Here is a 16,821-nt window from a genome sequence, read left to right on the forward strand (position 1 = left end):
ATGCGTATTGGGGTACCAGCAGAAATTAAAAACAACGAAAACCGTGTGGCAATGACACCAGCTGGTGTTGTACATTTAATTCGTAACAATCACGAAGTATTTATTCAAAAGGGTGCAGGTTTAGGATCTGGTTTCACAGATGCTCAGTATGTTGAAGCTGGAGCAAAAATTGTTGATACAGCTGAAGAAGCTTGGAACATGGAAATGGTTATGAAAGTTAAGGAACCAATTGAAAGCGAATACAAACACTTCAGTGAAGGTTTAATCTTATTCACATACTTACACTTAGCTCCAGAACCAGAATTAACAAAAGCTTTAATCGAGAAGAAAGTAGTAGCTATTGCGTACGAAACAGTACAATTAGAAAACCGTTCATTACCATTACTTGCACCTATGAGTGAAGTAGCTGGTCGTATGGCTGCACAAATTGGTGCACAGTTCCTTGAGAAAAACAAAGGCGGTAAAGGTATCTTACTTGCAGGTGTTCCAGGGGTTAAACGTGGTAAAGTAACAATTATCGGTGGTGGACAAGCTGGTACAAATGCTGCTAAAATTGCAGTTGGACTAGGTGCGGATGTAACAATCATCGACTTAAGTGCAGAACGTCTTCGTCAATTAGATGACATTTTCGGAAACCAAGTAAAAACTTTAATGTCTAATCCTTACAATATTGCAGAAGCTGTAAAAGAGTCTGATCTTGTAATTGGTGCAGTATTAATCCCAGGTGCAAAAGCGCCAAAACTTGTAACAGAAGAAATGATTAAATCAATGGAACCGGGTTCTGTTGTTGTAGATATCGCGATTGACCAAGGTGGTATTTTCGAAACAACTGACCGTATTACAACTCATGATAACCCAACTTACGAAAAACACGGTGTTGTTCATTATGCAGTTGCAAACATGCCAGGTGCGGTTCCACGTACATCAACTCTTGCATTAACAAACGTAACAGTACCATATGCAGTACAAATTGCTAACAAAGGCTACAAAGCTGCTTGCCTAGGCAACACTGCATTATTAAAAGGTATTAACACATTAGATGGCTATGTAACATTTGAAGCTGTTGCAGAAGCTCACGGTGTAGAGTACAAAGGTGCTAAAGAATTATTAGAAGCAGAAACAGTATCTTGCTAATAGAAGCATTATACAAAACAAAATCGAACAATATATAAAACAACATGATAAGAGCTAAGAGATAATACCTCTTAGCTCTTCTTGGCAAAAGGGGGCATTCATCGTGGCCAACCTATTTAAAAAGAAATCCGTTACGCAATTGTTAGGGGAAAGTAAAAGTAAAACTTTAACGAAAACGCTAGGGGCATTCGACCTAACAATGCTAGGAATTGGTGCGATAATTGGTACAGGAGTTCTAGTATTAACTGGATTAGTAGCAGCAAGAGATGCTGGTCCAGCAGTTATTTTTTCATTTATGATTGCAGCAATTGTTTGTGGATTTGCAGCTTTATGTTATGCGGAAGTTGCATCTACACTCCCTGTTTCAGGTAGTGTGTACACATATTCGTATGCAACAATTGGTGAGTTTGTTGCTCATTTAATGGGATGGACATTGTTATCCGTATATGTCGTAACGACTGCCGCAGTAGCTGGCGGATGGACGGGTTATTTCAATAATTTAGTGAGTGGATTGGGACTTGAAATCCCAAAAGCATTGCTAACGATTCCAGCGCAAGGTGGTATGGTAAACTTACCGGCAGTTATCGTTACCTTAGTGATAACTTGGTTATTATCACGAGGTACAAAAGAAAGTAAGCGTGTGAATAACATAATGGTATTAATTAAAATTGGTATTGTTGTTTTATTCATTGCAGTTGGTGTATTCTACGTGAAACCAGAAAACTGGATACCATTTGCACCTTACGGTTTAAGTGGAGTGTTCGCAGGGGGAGCAGCAGTATTCTTTGCTTTCTTAGGATTTGATGCATTAGCAACTTCTGCTGAAGAAGTAAAAAATCCGCAACGTGATCTACCAATTGGTATTATTGCCTCGTTAGTTATTTGTACAATCATTTATGTTGTAGTTTGTCTCGTTATGACAGGTATGGTTTCTTATAAGGAATTAGATGTACCTGAAGCTATGGCATATGTGTTAGAAGTTGTAGGACAAGATAAAGTGGCTGGTGTAATTGCTATTGGAGCTGTAATCGGTATTATGGCTGTAATTTTCGCTTACATTTATGCGACAACGCGTGTATTCTTCGCAATGAGCCGTGACGGTTTATTACCAAAATCTTTTGCGAAAATTAACAAGAAGACTGAAGCGCCAACATTTTCAGTGTGGTTAACGGGAATTGGTAGTGCTTTAATTGCTGGATTTATCGATTTAAAAGAATTGTCGAATTTAGCGAATATTGGAGCGTTATTAACATTCGCCATGGTGGGTGTAACTGTTATCATTCTTCGTAAAACGCATCCGAAATTACAACGTGGATTTATGGTACCACTTGTACCGATCTTACCGATTATTTCAGTTGCATGTTGTCTATTCTTAATGGTAAATTTACCATTAAAAACATGGATATACTTCGGTGTTTGGTTAGCAATCGGAGTAGTTGTATACTTTGTTTATTCGAAAAAACATAGTCATTTAAAAGAAGATGGAAGTTCGCAGGATAATTTAGATCAAGCTAATTAAAGGGATATAAAATAGTAAGCCTTGTGCGTCTAGGGAGCGCACAAGGCTTTTTCTTTTGGATAAGGAAGGAAATAAATGTTAAATTGTCGAATTTTTATGTCGGAATATGAAAAAAGGGGAGAAGAGGAATGCTAGAAACGAAAGTGGTTGTTGGAGCAGAGGAGTATAATAATAACCCTGGTTGGTTACATACGAATGAAGAAGAATTAAATTTATTGCGAAGAGAAACTTGGCTTGATAAATTTCAACCTAATTCTTTATCAGCAATTTTAGCGGAACATGTATGGGAGCATTTATCGTACGAAGAAGGAATCGAAGCTGCAAAAATTTGTTATGAGTTTTTAACGGAGGGTGGATATATTCGTTGTGCAGTGCCAGATGCATTTTTCCCAGATGAAGAATATCAGCAAGGTGTACAAGTAGGTGGACCAGGGCCATTAGATCATCCAGCAGCAAGTCATAAAATCGTTCATAACTATAAAACAATCACGTCCATGTTTGAATCGGCAGGTTTTCAAGTTAGGATTTTAGAATACTGTGATGAGAATGGTAAGTTTCATTATAATGATTGGAATGAGAAAGATGGTTTTATTTATCGCTCGAAACGTTTTGATCATAGAAATCAAGATGGTACATTAGAATTTGCTTCGTTAATTGTGGATGCAGTGAAACTTTAATCAGTGGGGGTTCTTCATCTCCTGTTGATTATTAGCCTTCAACAATCGGGCTTTTACGGGTAGCTAATGTAGGGGAAATAAGAGAAGGATGCACGATAGTTTTCGTGTATCCTTTTTGTATGAAGAGTATGATAGGTGCGGAGAATATTGATATGTATATGTTGAAATATGAATGGAATTGTCAAAAAAATCTTTCGGATTTTATTGACACATATGAGTAGGCGCTCATATAATAAAAGTATAAGATATATGAACAGTTGTTCATATGTTCAATTAAAGAGGTGAGCTATAATGGCTGAAAATAAAGTAGAAACACCGCAGGAAACTTGTTCTCAAACGGTAATTCATGAGGAAGTCGTGGATCAAGTGAAGCAAACAATTCCGACTGATGAAAGTTTAAGTAAAGTAGCAGAACTATTTAAAGTATTAGGTGACCGTACGCGTACGAGAATATTACATGCATTATTTGAAGCTGAAATGTGCGTTTGTGATTTAGCTTATTTATTAGGAATGACACAATCGTCTATTTCACATCAGCTACGTGTGTTAAAGCAAGCGAAACTTGTAAAGAATCGTAAAGAAGGAAAGGTCGTTTATTATTCGTTAGCTGACCAGCACGTAATTCATATCTTCGAGCAAGCGTTTGAACACGTAAACGAGGAAGAATAAAAACGCGAGGAGGGAGAACGATGGCAGAAGCATTAGTGAAAAAGAAACTGATGTTAGAAGGTTTAGATTGTGCGAACTGTGCAATGAAAATTGAAAAAGGCGTTGGGAATATAGAAGGAGTAAATTCTTGCTCTGTAAACTTTGCAACAAAGACGATGGTTTTAGAAACAGCACAAAATAAAGAAAATGAAGTTGTGACAGAAGCAAAACAGCTTGTTACAAAGTTAGAACCACATATTAAAGTGCAAGAAGAGCAAAAAAATAAAGTTGCAAAAGAAGTTTTTATATTAGAAGGTTTAGATTGCGCGAACTGTGCAATGAAGATTGAAAATAAAGTTAAGGAAATGCCGACAGTTTCAGAAGCAACTGTTGATTTCGTATCAAAGAAATTACGAGTAGAAGTTGCGAATAAAAGAGAGTTAGAATCGACTGTAGAAGATATAAAGAATGTCGTTCAAAAGTTAGAACCAGATGTGAAAGTTGTTCGTGAAGAAAAGAGCGGCCATGACCACGGACATAGTCACGACCATGGTGAAGCAAATGTGAAAAAGATGATAGGGCGATTAGTAGTCGGTGGAATTTTGACAGGAATTGCTGCCTTAGCTGATTTACCACAAATGATAACAATTCCATTATTCGTCCTTGCGTATTTATTAATAGGTGGAGATATCGTTTGGAGAGCGGTAAGAAACATAACTCGCGGCCAAGTATTCGATGAAAACTTTTTAATGGCAATTGCAACTGTAGGAGCTTTTGCAATTCAACAATATTCAGAAGCTGTTGCGGTAATGCTATTTTATCAAGTAGGGGAACTATTCCAAAGTATTGCAGTAAATCGCTCTCGAAAATCAATTACTTCATTAATGGATATTCGCCCTGATTATGCGAATGTAAAGGTTGGAAATGAAACGAAACAAGTATCACCGGAAGATGTACAAATCGGCGATTATATTATCGTAAAACCGGGTGAGAAAGTACCATTAGACGGAAAAGTAGTCGAGGGAACATCAATGATGGATACTTCAGCACTTACAGGTGAATCTGTACCGCGTGAAGTAGAAGTTGGTAATGACGTATTAAGTGGTTTTGTAAACCAAAATGGTGTATTAACAATTGAAGTTACAAAAGAATTTGGTGAATCTACTGTATCAAAAATTTTAGATTTAGTTCAAAATGCAAGTAGTAAAAAAGCACCGACAGAAAACTTTATTACGAAATTTGCGCGCTACTATACTCCTGTTGTAGTTATTACAGCAGCGATCATGGCGTTTATTCCACCGCTTATTTTAGAAGGTGCTACATTCTCCGAGTGGATTTATAGAGCGTTAGTATTCTTAGTTATTTCTTGTCCATGTGCGTTAGTCGTATCCATTCCTCTTGGATTCTTTGGAGGTATCGGTGGTGCATCCAAAAGTGGGATTTTAGTAAAAGGAAGTAACTATTTAGAAGCATTGAATGATGTGAAATATATCGTCTTTGATAAAACAGGTACATTAACAAAAGGTGTCTTTAAAGTTACAAAAATGGAGCCAAGTGAAGGTACTACTAGTGAAGAACTGTTAGAGTATGCAGCGTTTGCAGAAGTATATTCAAACCATCCAATTGCACAATCTATTCGAAATGCATATGGAAAATCAATCGATGAAAATGCTATTGAAGACTATAGTGAAATTTCTGGTCATGGTACAGTTGTAAAAGTGCAAGGAAAAGAAATTTTCGCGGGTAATGCTAAATTAATAAGAAAAGAAAATATTGAATTTAAGCAACCAGAAACAGTAGGTACATTAGTTCACGTTGCTGTAGATGGTAAATACGCAGGTTATATTGTTATCTCAGATGAGGTAAAAGAGGATTCAAAACAAGCGATTCAAAAGTTAAAAGAACTAGGCATCAAGAAGACAGTGATGTTAACTGGGGATGCAAAAGCAGTTGGTGAAGCTGTTGGAAAAGAATTAGGTTTAGATGAAGTTCACGCAGAACTACTACCACAACAAAAAGTAGAAGAGATTGAAAAAATTGATGCGGCTAAGCGTGGAAAAGAAAAAGTTGCTTTCGTTGGTGATGGTATTAACGACACGCCAGTATTAGCACGAGCGGACGTTGGTATTGCTATGGGTGGCTTAGGATCGGATGCAGCGATTGAAGCTGCAGATATCGTTATAATGACTGATGAACCTTCCAAAATTGCAACAGCTGTTAAAATTGCAAAACGCACAAGAAGCATTGTATGGCAAAATATTATATTTGCATTAGGTGTAAAAGGATTAGTTTTATTACTTGGTGCTTTTGGTATAGCGACAATGTGGGAAGCTGTTTTCTCAGATGTGGGTGTGACGTTAATTGCAGTATTAAATGCAATGCGTGTACTACGAGTGAAAGATTTATAAAAAGAGGGCGCAATTGCGTCCTCTTTTTTATCGGTTATTTTGTTGAAAGTGACTCAATAAAATAATATCAAATATTATTTTAGTTTTTAATAACGTAATATTAAATTTTACAAATAAAAAATATTCACCTTGTTATTTTAATATATTTTTTACAAATATTCATATAGTATTGAAAAAACAGAGAAGGAGGAAACTTCTCTGTTTATTTTTGGATGTTTTTTTCAACTTGTTCACGAACAGTTTGAATATAATTCATTTTATGATCCCAGCACTCTTGGCTTAAATCCACAGGATACTCTTCGGGGTTTAAAGTTCGCATGTATTCTTCCCAAAATAGAGCGAGACTCTGTTCGTTATACTTTTGAATATCTAATATACTTGGTAGTTCGTATGTTCTTTCACCGTTAACGAAAATGTCTTTATGCAGTTCACGTGCTTCAAAGTTTGTTACGAATTTACTTATATATGTGTGAACAGGGTGGAACATTTTTAAGCGTTCTTCTTTTTCAGGCTCTTCAGAATCTAACGCAATATAATCGCCTTCAGCATGATTATTAACCCTGTTGACTATACGATAAATTCGTTTAAGCCCTGGAGTTGTAATCTTTTCAGGGTTAGATGAAATTTTAATCGTGTCATTTAATTTCCCGTCAGTATCTTCAATCGCAACTAGTTTGTAAACAGCCCCTAATGCTGGTTGTTCAAAGGATGTAATTAATTTTGTTCCAACACCCCATACGTCAATTTTTGCTCCTTGAGATTTAAGGTGCATAATTGTGTATTCATCTAAATCGCTAGAAGCGATAATTTTTGTATTTGTAAACCCAGCCTCATCTAGTAATATTCTTGCCTTTTTAGACAAATAAGCCATATCACCACTATCAAGACGAATGCCATAGAAATCAATACGATCTCCAAATTCTTTTGCAACACGAATCGCATTTGGAACACCAGATTTTAATGTGTCATATGTATCGACGAGAAAGACACATTTTTTATGAGTTTCAGCGTATTTTTTAAACGCGACATATTCATCGCGATACGCTTGAACGAAAGAGTGAGCATGTGTGCCGGCTACAGGTATCCCGAAGCGTTTTCCAGCACGAACGTTGCTTGTAGATGAGAAACCGCCAATAAAGGCAGCGCGCGTTCCCCAAAGGGCAGCATCAAATTCATGAGCACGTCTTGTGCCAAACTCTAAAAGTTCATCGTTATTTGCAGCATGCTTCATACGAGCAGCTTTTGTTGCAATTAATGTTTGGTAATTCACAATGTTTAAAAGGGCAGTTTCAATAATTTGTGCTTCACCGAGTGGTGCATCAACACGTAATAAAGGCTCGTTATTGAATACAACTTCACCTTCTTGCATACTACGAATAACCCCAGTGAATTTCATATTTTGTAAATAATGAAGGAATTCTTCTTCAAATTGTAATTCTGCTAAATAAGCGATATCGCTCTCGGTAAAACTGAAATTTTCTATGTACTCTACAATTTTTTCAAGACCAGCAAAAACAGCGTAGCCATTCTCAAATGGAAGCTTTCGAAAATATAAATCAAAAACAGAACGGCGATTATGAATACCATCTTTCCAATATGTATAAGCCATGTTGATTTGATATAAATCTGTATGTAAGGCATAACTATCGTCTTTATAATAATTCATTGCGAAAACACCTCCGTAATTTGGTTATAGTATACCAATTTTACGACGTTCGTAGCAAAGAAGAGATATTGATGCGAAGTCAAGAGAGAAAAAAATGAAATAATGCATATTTTTTAGAAAATTAACATTTATCAATTTATATTTCTCTAGATTTTATGTATTATTAGAGTAATGGGGGTAATGAGAATGGAGGAGGACAATGCAACAAACATTAGAAAAAATAGGCAAACAAGTCTTTTATAAACGGCTACAGCAAAAAATGACACAAGAAGAATTATGTCAGGGCATTTGTTCTGTCTCATACTTAAGTAAGATCGAAAATGGAAAGATCGAAGCATCAGAAGAAATTCTACAATTGCTCTGCGCAAGATTAGAGATTGCTGTAACGGATTTAAGAGATGTAGAAGAAGATGTGAAGGGGAAGCTGGATGAATGGTTGAATGCACTAGTTCATTTGGACAAGCAACAAGTAGAACGCATATATGAAGAGTTGCAAGGTGAAATGAAGCATGTTTTGGATTTTGAAATTATAAATTATTATAAACTGCTGTATACACGTTATTTAATTATGAAAAGGGATTTTCCTGCTGTTGAAGAAGAGTTAGAAAGCTTAAAGAAGATGTATAAAAAGTATTCACCATTCCAGAAATTATTATATACGTATAGCAAAGGGTTATATTATTTCTTACAACATAAATATAAGACAGCGTTGGAGTACTTGGCTCGAACGGAAGTAATGGCGAAGGAGCAAGGGTATCGCGAAAATGGAATATATTTCAATTTAGCTCTTGTTTACAATGAATTAGAAGTTGAACATATGACTTTACATTTTGCTAATTTAGCAATGGAAGGATTTAAGAATGAATATAAGTTTCGGCATGTAATAAATTGTCAATTGCTTATTGCATTGAGTTATATACAGAAAAGGCAATATAATGAAGCGCTTTCTATTTATAATAATATTTTGAGAGAGGCAAATTCTTTTGCTGATAAAGAAAGCATAACAGCTATTGCTTTAAATAACTTAGGATTTTTGTACTATAACTTAAAAGACTATGCAAAGGCTAAAGATTATTATTTGCAATGCTTACAGTATAAGAAGGAAGAGGATTTAAATTATATTGATGCAGTGTATGAGATTGCTTTACAGTGTATAGAATTAAAAGAATTTGAAGAGGCAAAAGAGTGGATCAGTAAAGGGATAGATGTCGCGAAGAGGGATGAAAAGTATAAAAGTATGCTATATATACTATTGGTACTTAAGTATAAATACTTTGAAACTAAAGATGTTTATAAAAGATTTTTAGAAGTTGAGGCGATCCCATTTTTTAGAGGTGCAGAGAATAAAAAGGATTTAAAAATGGTGTATTTAGAACTGGCAGGGTATCATGAAGAATTATTAGAGTTTCGAGAAAGTAATAACTATTATAAATTAGCAATTAATTTATTAGAAGAAAAGGGAGGAAAATAATATGAAGAAAATAATTATTGGTGCTTTAGCTTTGATAGCTGTATTGGTGGTATTGGAACCTCAGTATGCTTGGACATCGGATATCTATGGCCAAGGAGAGAATGTAGTTGAAGTGGTAAACTCTTAATAAAAAACTGAAGTGAACCTCGAAAGTGGGACACATATCAAAACATCTAAACCACCTATCGCCTAAATTCTTTAGGCGATAGGTGGTTTAATTTTTCTTGAATTCGCGCACAATTGTAGTAATGAATGTATTCTAGCGCAATCTTTCGCAAAGTTGTGTTGGATACTCTTGTTATCTTTTGTGAGTAAAAAGCTTCACTTTTTAAATGACTAAAGAAGCTTTCCATGACGGCATTATCATGGCAATTTCCTCTCCGGGACATGCTGGTGATATTGCCTTTTTCTTTAATATATGCTTGAAATTCCTTCGCTGTATAAATACTTCCTTGATCAGAGTGAAGGATGACATCTTTTACTTTTTGCCCTCCTATTGCTTGTTTTAATGTCTTCATCGCTAATGTCAGTGTTTGTGATTCGCTTATGACATAACTAATAATTTCGCGATTAAAGGCATCCATAATCGTTGATAAATACAATGTACGCTCTCCAAATAATAGATACGTCATATCGATAAACCACTTTTCATTTGGTGCTGAAGCTTTGAATTGAAGCTCCGATCGATGAGGGAATACTACTGATTCTGTACCGTTGAATTTGCATACTAAGTATGCAAATTCAGGAGGTCTTTTTTTTCAATATTTGTTCCTCAAAATTCTACAAAACTTGAGAAAATAATTATTTGAATTTTTAGTATATTAATAGTGGAAACATAATGCTAATATGAAACTACTCTTTTTCAAAAAAATTTTTATTAGGGGGAAGGTTCATGAAAAAGAAAAGTTTAGCGTTAGTGTTAGCGGCAGGAATGGCAGTTACTACATTTGGAGGGACAGGCTCTGCGTTTGCAGATTCAAAAAATGTGCTCTCTACGAAGAAGTACAATGAGACAGTGAAGTCGCCTGAGTTTATTTCTGGTGATCTAACTGGAGCAACTGGCAAGAAAGCGGAATCTGTTGTGTTTGATTATTTAAATGCAGCAAAAGGTGATTATAAGCTAGGGGAAAAGAGTGCGCAAGATTCTTTCAAAGTGAAACAAGTGAAAAAAGATGCTGTAACTGATTCAACAGTAGTACGTATGCAACAAGTTTACGAAGGAGTACCTGTATGGGGTTCTACTCAAGTAGCTCACGTAAGTAAAGATGGTTCTTTAAAAGTATTGTCTGGAACAGTTGCACCTGATTTAGACAAGAAAGAAAAGTTGAAAAATAAAAATAAGATTGAAGGCGCAAAAGCGATTGCAATCGCGCAGCAAGATTTAGGTGTAACACCGAAATATGAGGTAGAACCGAAAGCGGACTTATATGTATATCAAAACGGTGAAGAAACAACATATGCATACGTTGTAAATCTAAACTTCTTAGATCCGAGCCCAGGAAACTACTACTATTTCATTGAAGCAGACAGCGGTAAAGTGTTAAATAAATATAATAAACTTGATCATGTAACAAATGAAGATAAGTCACCAGTTAAGCAAGGTGCTCCTAAACAGGAAGCAAAAGCTGTTGTAAAGCCAGTAACAGGAACGAATAAAGTGGGAACTGGTAAAGGTGTATTAGGAGATACGAAATCGCTTAATACAACGTTATCTGGATCATCGTACTACTTGCAAGATAATACGCGCGGGGCAACAATTTTCACATATGATGCGAAAAATCGTACTACATTACCGGGAACATTATGGGTAGATGCAGATAATGTTTTCAATGCAGCGTATGATGCAGCGGCAGTAGATGCTCATTACTATGCAGGTAAAACATATGATTATTATAAAGCTACATTTAATAGAAACTCTATTAATGATGCAGGAGCACCATTAAAATCAACAGTTCATTACGGAAGTAAGTATAATAATGCATTCTGGAACGGCTCACAAATGGTATACGGAGATGGTGATGGTGTAACATTCACTTCATTATCTGGTGGAATTGATGTAATTGGTCACGAATTAACGCATGCTGTTACGGAAAATAGCTCGGATCTAATTTATCAAAATGAATCAGGAGCGCTAAATGAAGCAATTTCTGATATCTTTGGTACTTTAGTAGAATACTATGATAATCGTAATCCAGATTGGGAAATTGGTGAAGATATTTACACGCCTGGTAAAGCAGGAGATGCACTTCGCTCTATGAGTGATCCAGCGAAATATGGTGACCCAGACCATTATTCTAAGCGTTACACTGGTACTAGTGATAACGGTGGGGTTCATACGAACAGTGGTATTATTAACAAGCAAGCTTATTTATTAGCAAATGGCGGTACGCATTCTGGTGTAACTGTAACTGGTATTGGTAAAGATAAATTAGGTGCGATTTACTACCGTGCAAATACACAGTATTTCACGCAATCTACTACATTTAGTCAAGCTCGTGCTGGTGCAGTACAAGCTGCAGCGGATTTATATGGTGCTAACTCTGCAGAAGTAAATGCAGTGAAGCAATCATTTAGTGCTGTTGGTGTAAACTAAGGATTTAAGGGATAGATATTAATAAAATACTTCAAAAATAAAGAAGGAGCATAGGCTCCTTCTTTATTTTTTTCTCCATTTTTTCCACAAATAGAACAATCCAATGCAACCTGCGATTGTTACAATCCACTTCGCTTCATTTGTTCCATTCATAACATGATATGCCGAATATACTTCAATCAATAAGGCCGGTATTTTACCTATTGTACTGGCAATACTGAAGGAGAGTAATGACATTTTCCCTAGAGCTGCAAATAAAGTCACGATACTTGATGGGATGAAAGGTATCAATCGAAACGATAGAACGAGTAGAAAGGCCTCTCTACCTTCTACATAAAGAAGACGCTCTACCTTTGGATACTTATTTACTTTATCGTGAGTGAACTTTTGAAGGCCTATGCGATAAATATAAAACGAGATAATAGCCCCTAATGCTTCGCCTGCGATCGAAATGAGTGTGCCATTTGTAACGCCAAATAGCTGTATATTAATGGCGGTTAAAAAGATGCTAGGGATAAAACCTAAAAGACTGATGATGATATTGATTAAGATACTAAGTGGAATTGCAATTGAATAGTATTCTGTTAGGAAATTTTGAATCGTTTCTGCCATATTATAAAATCCTTTATCTTTTTTTGCATTACACCATATTTCGAATGGATAGGCAAGGAGAAATTTACATAATGTAGAAAACGTTGACAGAACGGCGTTTGTATACCATATATAGGTATTAGGTATATAAAAATGGGGGTATATTATAATTTATTGAAAAAAACTGCATAAACCTTGTTTTTAAAGGGTTTATGCAGTTTTTTAAATGGTGTTTTAATTCGGGAAATAATTATAAAATCATAGGGGTATATTTTAAAGTAGGTGAAAAACAGTGGTTTGATGAAGATAGAGTGGTAAATATAGCAAAATAGCTGAAGGGTTTAAAAAATGTATGTGTTTTTTCGTTGTGAAATTGACTTTTAGTGAAGTTACGATAATAATCATGGAAGAGGTGATATGATGAAACGAATAAATAGTCTTTTCTTCAGTAGTTTACTGGCATTGATGCTGATCTTAAGTGGATGTGCAGGAAAAGAACAAAAAACTGAGAAACAAACAGGGAATCAAGGTACGTCAGTAGAAAAAATTAGTGATAATATTTTAGATGAAATGGAAGGGCCGCCTAAAAATGGTCATACGATTGAAAGGCATGTAGGAAAATCAGAAGAGGATTTGAAGAATCGTTTGAAGACAGATAAAGTATCAGCGGCAAGTACATACTATGATAAAGAAACAGCGACGAAAGCTGTAAAAGATAGTTTGAAGCAACATGATAAAGAAATTCAAGATTGGTTAAAAAATTCTAAAGAGGCTCGTCTCGTATTAAATACAACTCATTCATTCCCGGTCGGGAAAACGGTAATAAAGAAAAATATGAATGTAAAAGATAAGTTAGTAAAAACTGTTACTGTTTTAGCGAGAGATAAGTCAGGAGATTTAGGATATAAGATTATTACTTCTTATCCATCTGACAAATAAGAAGGGGGAGTACATATGTATACGACATTACAATACTTTCTTAAATCATACTGTACGTTAAGTATTCATGAGGATGAAATAGTAAGCGTGATGGCAGAGTTTATAGAGCAAGAAGATAAAGAAATTGTTTTGAAATTACGCGATGAATTAGTATATATGAAGAACAAGAACGCGTGGGAAGAAGCGTGCGTACTAGCTGCGAAGCAAGGGAATCGTATATGGTCTTTAGAAGAAACGAAGGATCATCTTGAAACTTTTTTACTATTACTGCAAAAGAAAAAGGCGTGAGTAGATCACGCCTTTTTCTTTATGCTTTTTGAAATTTGTCCGTTTGATAGTATCTCATTGTTTTGGGGCACTTTTATATACGCTTTTTGAAATTTGTCCATTTGATAGCACTTCGCCGTTTTGTGTTACTTTTTTATACGTAACCGCTGTTATTTTATCATTAGTTCTACTAATTACTTGAGAAGAAACTTCAACATTTTTACCAGTATTTGTACCGAAAATGCGTGTAGTAATACTACCTCCATTTGAAAATGCTTGAATATAAATATGATTACCTGTATTGTTTTTAAATTTTAAATCCGGACCATAGTCTGCCACTGCTGCATCTTGCCCAAGTGGTAAATAATTTACAGGCATAGAATGATTACTTCGAGAAACAATTCCTAAATCTGCCCTTAAAGCTGCGCTATATAAAGTACTGCTGACTTGGCAAACGCCTCCGCCTGCACTTTGTATAACTTTACCTTGTGAATATACTGCGGCAGATTTATAACCATGTGCAGCATCAGTTACACCAACACGGCCATTAAAACTAAACGTTTCATCAGGTGCTACAATAACTCCACTTAAAGTATTAGCTGATTTATTTACGTTAAAGGATTGATTACCATTACGGCCAGCCATTGGAGTAGAGTACTCAGCAATTACTTCTTTAATCCCCATTTTCTGTATATCTTCTGTAGAACGTTCTGGTTTTATTAATGTAACCGGTAATGTAACATCTGATTTACCAGTAGTAATAGCTTCGTTTGTTAAATCGCGTAGTTTGCCTTTATCAATTTTTTCTCCGTTTTGACTTTGACTAACATTTACAGTAGAGCCTTCAATACTTAATTCTGCATTAACAGGATTTTTTAATGTTTCATTATATTTATCTTTTATAAAGGTTTCATAAGCTGTTGTATTTAATTGTGGTGTTAATTTATAGTCACGTTTTAATTCATCGTTTTCAGCTTGCTTCCGCATTTTGTAACGACTCATTACGTTTCCTTCTTGTTCTTTAAAGATTTTGTTTACGATATCTTTCTCTTTATAATTTATACCTAAATTTTTCCATATGTAAGTTTGTTTATCATCTTGGAATATGTAGGTAAGAGATTTTTGATCTAATTCATTTATTTTTTGATTAATAATTGCTTGAATATCTGCTTTATTTTTTCCAGCAAGAGAAATACCTTCAAACGTAGTATTTGGTAATGCGGTGTTATTTAATTGATTATTTAATTTGGATACATATTGATATCCACCAATACCGCCTACACAAAGTAATATGCCCCCTGCAATTGCAGAACCGATCAGTATTTTACTTAGCTTCATTTATTTCCCCCCAGAAATTTGTGTATAAATATATGTATTACATTTTTTGTATAAAAATGATGGAAATAACAGTATGTAAGTTCTAGTATACTATTATTTCCATTGTGTGTGTAATGTTTTTATAAAAAATGTTACACTGTTGTAATAATTGTCTCTTTTTGTCACAATATGCATGAAAAATTTGTTGAAAATTATAATAAAAAGGCTGTCTAGAAAAATCTAGCAGCCTTTTTATTATAATTTTTTATGCTCATTTTTATTCGTAACACCGAGATGTTCTTGAAGTGTTGTCGATATATTATTGACGCTTTTTTCGTTTGGAACGTAATAATAAATACCATCTATATATTTATCTGTACCTTCCACTTGAAATTTGTCCATTTTTAAACTTGAATCCATTGAATTTTTTGCAATTGTCATCATATCATCAAAAGTTAAATTTGTTTTTAAATCATTATCGACAGCATCTAGTAGGCCACCGATTTTATTAATGGAATTAAGAGATAGTGCTTTTTCGGCAATAGCTTCTAAAACAAGTTGTTGTCGTTGACCGCGCATATAATCGCTATCGATGTGACGAGTTCTAGCTAGTGCAAGTGCCTCTTCTCCGTTTAAATGTTGACGTCCTTTTTTAAGATGAATTGCATTTGCTTCGTCTTTACTATTTTGTTCTGAAAACTCAACAGGAACATCGACAGTAATACCGCCAAGGGAATCAACGATTTTGATAAAGGATTTAAAGTTAAATTTTACGTAGTAGTCAACAGGAACGTCTAAAAAGTTCTCTACTGTATCAATCGTGCTGTCTACACCGCCGAATACGTGTGCATGTGTAATTTTATCGTATTTATCACGTGACTTAATGTAGACGCGTGAGTCACGTGGAATGCTTACAAGTTTAACGGATTTATCGTTTTTATTAATTGTTGCAAGTAATAGCGCATCCGTACGAGTTGCTTTTCCATAATTTTTTTCTCTAATATCACTTTCATCAACACCCATAATAAGTACGGAAATGTTATCAGTCATAGGTTTAACTGCTTTTTCACGTTTGTTGGATTTATCTCCTCGACCTAGTTCAGAATAAGCGTTATTTAAAATGGATTTTGCTTTACTGTATATATGGAAGGAGTAACCTCCTGCTCCAAGTGCTACAATTAGTAATGGAATAAGAAGGAACCAAAGTAGGCGTTTTTTCTTTGAGCGTCCTTTTTTGGCTCGCATATTGTTGTTTGTGTCGGATTTCATCATTTTTTCTCCTTTAAAACTATCAAAGTGTATACATCTAGGTGTATTAAAACACATAAAAAATATTTTACGCTAAATAAAAGCGATTGTACATGTATAAAAAATAGATGTCTTGATTATTTATCCCGCATTAACGGGCAGTAAAACTCCCACCTCAAAGTCCAGCGAATGCAAGGAAGTTAGGTGGGAGTTAACTGCCCGTAAAAGCCCGATTGGTGAAGGCTAATACTCAAAGGGGGATAGCCCCCTCTGAGTAAAGTTTCACTTTATAAGACACCTATTCGTTATTGTATACAAAAGATAGGGATAAGAAAATGATAAA

At 35.1% G+C, this 16,821-nt stretch carries 14 protein-coding genes and 1 pseudogene; 10 read left to right on the forward strand and 5 right to left on the reverse strand.

The genetic code is table 11. From position 1 onward, the window contains the following. The 5 genes from ald to JDS98_RS18650 all read left to right on the forward strand — a co-directional run bounded on the left by ald (position 1) and on the right by JDS98_RS18650 (position 6,386). Positions 1-1,134: an alanine dehydrogenase gene (gene ald / locus JDS98_RS18630; RefSeq protein ID WP_001219740.1), complete on the forward strand. Its 1,134-nt coding sequence runs from the start codon at positions 1-3 to the stop codon at positions 1,132-1,134. 103 nt (positions 1,135-1,237) lie between these two features. Continuing rightward, positions 1,238-2,653, forward strand: coding sequence for an amino acid permease (locus JDS98_RS18635; protein WP_097957591.1), 1,416 nt, complete (start codon positions 1,238-1,240; stop codon positions 2,651-2,653). A gap of 128 nt (positions 2,654-2,781) precedes the next feature. Then, entirely contained in the window at positions 2,782-3,330 is a 549-nt protein-coding gene (locus JDS98_RS18640) for a class I SAM-dependent methyltransferase (RefSeq protein WP_000894486.1), read from the forward strand. 291 nt (positions 3,331-3,621) lie between these two features. Beyond that, on the forward strand, positions 3,622-3,999 hold the full coding sequence (locus tag JDS98_RS18645) for an ArsR/SmtB family transcription factor (RefSeq protein WP_000829679.1): 378 nt from the start codon (positions 3,622-3,624) through the stop codon (positions 3,997-3,999). A gap of 20 nt (positions 4,000-4,019) precedes the next feature. Then, positions 4,020-6,386, forward strand: a complete 2,367-nt coding sequence (locus JDS98_RS18650; protein WP_000796584.1) for a heavy metal translocating P-type ATPase — start codon at positions 4,020-4,022, stop codon at positions 6,384-6,386. A gap of 202 nt (positions 6,387-6,588) precedes the next feature. Here JDS98_RS18650 and JDS98_RS18655 read toward each other — a convergent pair whose 3' ends face one another. Beyond that, complete coding sequence (locus tag JDS98_RS18655) at positions 6,589-8,052, reverse strand: nicotinate phosphoribosyltransferase (RefSeq protein ID WP_001110357.1); 1,464 nt, start codon at positions 8,050-8,052, stop codon at positions 6,589-6,591. A 199-nt stretch (positions 8,053-8,251) separates the two neighbouring features. On the opposite strand from JDS98_RS18655, the gene JDS98_RS18660 reads away from it, so the two are divergent. Further along, the gene (locus JDS98_RS18660; RefSeq protein WP_001187935.1) at positions 8,252-9,523 is read left to right on the forward strand and encodes a tetratricopeptide repeat protein; all 1,272 of its coding nucleotides are present in this window, start codon (positions 8,252-8,254) and stop codon (positions 9,521-9,523) included. Position 9,524: 1 nt separating this feature from the next. After that, positions 9,525-9,650 (forward strand): NprX family peptide pheromone, encoded by a 126-nt coding sequence (locus tag JDS98_RS18665; protein ID WP_000720171.1) that lies wholly within the window; start codon positions 9,525-9,527, stop codon positions 9,648-9,650. A gap of 55 nt (positions 9,651-9,705) precedes the next feature. Here JDS98_RS18665 and JDS98_RS18670 read toward each other — a convergent pair. Further along, positions 9,706-10,239: pseudogene (locus JDS98_RS18670) on the reverse strand (IS3 family transposase); the annotation flags it as partial. Positions 10,240-10,415: 176 nt separating this feature from the next. On the opposite strand from JDS98_RS18670, the gene JDS98_RS18675 reads away from it, so the two are divergent. Then, positions 10,416-12,116: a M4 family metallopeptidase gene (locus JDS98_RS18675; protein WP_000730356.1), complete on the forward strand. Its 1,701-nt coding sequence runs from the start codon at positions 10,416-10,418 to the stop codon at positions 12,114-12,116. Between the two features lie 63 nt (positions 12,117-12,179). Here JDS98_RS18675 and JDS98_RS18680 read toward each other — a convergent pair whose 3' ends face one another. Next, positions 12,180-12,728, reverse strand: coding sequence for a TVP38/TMEM64 family protein (locus tag JDS98_RS18680; protein WP_000852219.1), 549 nt, complete (start codon positions 12,726-12,728; stop codon positions 12,180-12,182). Positions 12,729-13,127: 399 nt separating this feature from the next. Between JDS98_RS18680 and JDS98_RS18685 the strand changes: the two genes are divergently transcribed. Further along, positions 13,128-13,646, forward strand: a complete 519-nt coding sequence (locus JDS98_RS18685; protein WP_000822375.1) for an RNase A-like domain-containing lipoprotein — start codon at positions 13,128-13,130, stop codon at positions 13,644-13,646. A gap of 15 nt (positions 13,647-13,661) precedes the next feature. Further along, positions 13,662-13,934, forward strand: coding sequence for a hypothetical protein (locus JDS98_RS18690; RefSeq protein ID WP_199634194.1), 273 nt, complete (start codon positions 13,662-13,664; stop codon positions 13,932-13,934). 54 nt (positions 13,935-13,988) lie between these two features. On the opposite strand, the gene JDS98_RS18695 is transcribed toward JDS98_RS18690, so the two are convergent. Together JDS98_RS18695 and JDS98_RS18700 are read right to left on the reverse strand one after the other, a co-directional pair. Beyond that, the gene (locus tag JDS98_RS18695) at positions 13,989-15,251 is read right to left on the reverse strand and encodes a VanW family protein (protein WP_097957595.1); all 1,263 of its coding nucleotides are present in this window, start codon (positions 15,249-15,251) and stop codon (positions 13,989-13,991) included. Positions 15,252-15,485: 234 nt separating this feature from the next. After that, a complete protein-coding gene (locus tag JDS98_RS18700) occupies positions 15,486-16,502 on the reverse strand; it encodes an LCP family protein (protein ID WP_142345873.1) in 1,017 nt (338 codons plus the stop codon). Positions 16,503-16,821 lie beyond the last annotated feature (319 nt).

This window comes from Bacillus cereus group sp. N11, from assembly GCF_016483605.1.
Classification (GTDB): Bacteria; Bacillota; Bacilli; order Bacillales; family Bacillaceae_G; genus Bacillus_A; species Bacillus_A toyonensis.

Coding starts and splice junctions, on each gene's coding strand:
- JDS98_RS18650 (WP_000796584.1), top strand. CDS start 4,020: ATGGCAGAAGCATTAGTGAAAAAGAAACTGATGTTAGAAGGTTTAGAT.
- JDS98_RS18685 (WP_000822375.1), top strand. CDS start 13,128: ATGAAACGAATAAATAGTCTTTTCTTCAGTAGTTTACTGGCATTGATG.
- JDS98_RS18655 (WP_001110357.1), bottom strand. CDS start 8,052: ATGAATTATTATAAAGACGATAGTTATGCCTTACATACAGATTTATAT.
- JDS98_RS18695 (WP_097957595.1), bottom strand. CDS start 15,251: ATGAAGCTAAGTAAAATACTGATCGGTTCTGCAATTGCAGGGGGCATA.
- JDS98_RS18690 (WP_199634194.1), top strand. CDS start 13,662: ATGTATACGACATTACAATACTTTCTTAAATCATACTGTACGTTAAGT.
- JDS98_RS18675 (WP_000730356.1), top strand. CDS start 10,416: ATGAAAAAGAAAAGTTTAGCGTTAGTGTTAGCGGCAGGAATGGCAGTT.
- JDS98_RS18660 (WP_001187935.1), top strand. CDS start 8,252: ATGCAACAAACATTAGAAAAAATAGGCAAACAAGTCTTTTATAAACGG.
- JDS98_RS18640 (WP_000894486.1), top strand. CDS start 2,782: ATGCTAGAAACGAAAGTGGTTGTTGGAGCAGAGGAGTATAATAATAAC.
- JDS98_RS18665 (WP_000720171.1), top strand. CDS start 9,525: ATGAAGAAAATAATTATTGGTGCTTTAGCTTTGATAGCTGTATTGGTG.
- JDS98_RS18680 (WP_000852219.1), bottom strand. CDS start 12,728: ATGGCAGAAACGATTCAAAATTTCCTAACAGAATACTATTCAATTGCA.
- JDS98_RS18645 (WP_000829679.1), top strand. CDS start 3,622: ATGGCTGAAAATAAAGTAGAAACACCGCAGGAAACTTGTTCTCAAACG.
- ald (WP_001219740.1), top strand. CDS start 1: ATGCGTATTGGGGTACCAGCAGAAATTAAAAACAACGAAAACCGTGTG.
- JDS98_RS18700 (WP_142345873.1), bottom strand. CDS start 16,502: ATGATGAAATCCGACACAAACAACAATATGCGAGCCAAAAAAGGACGC.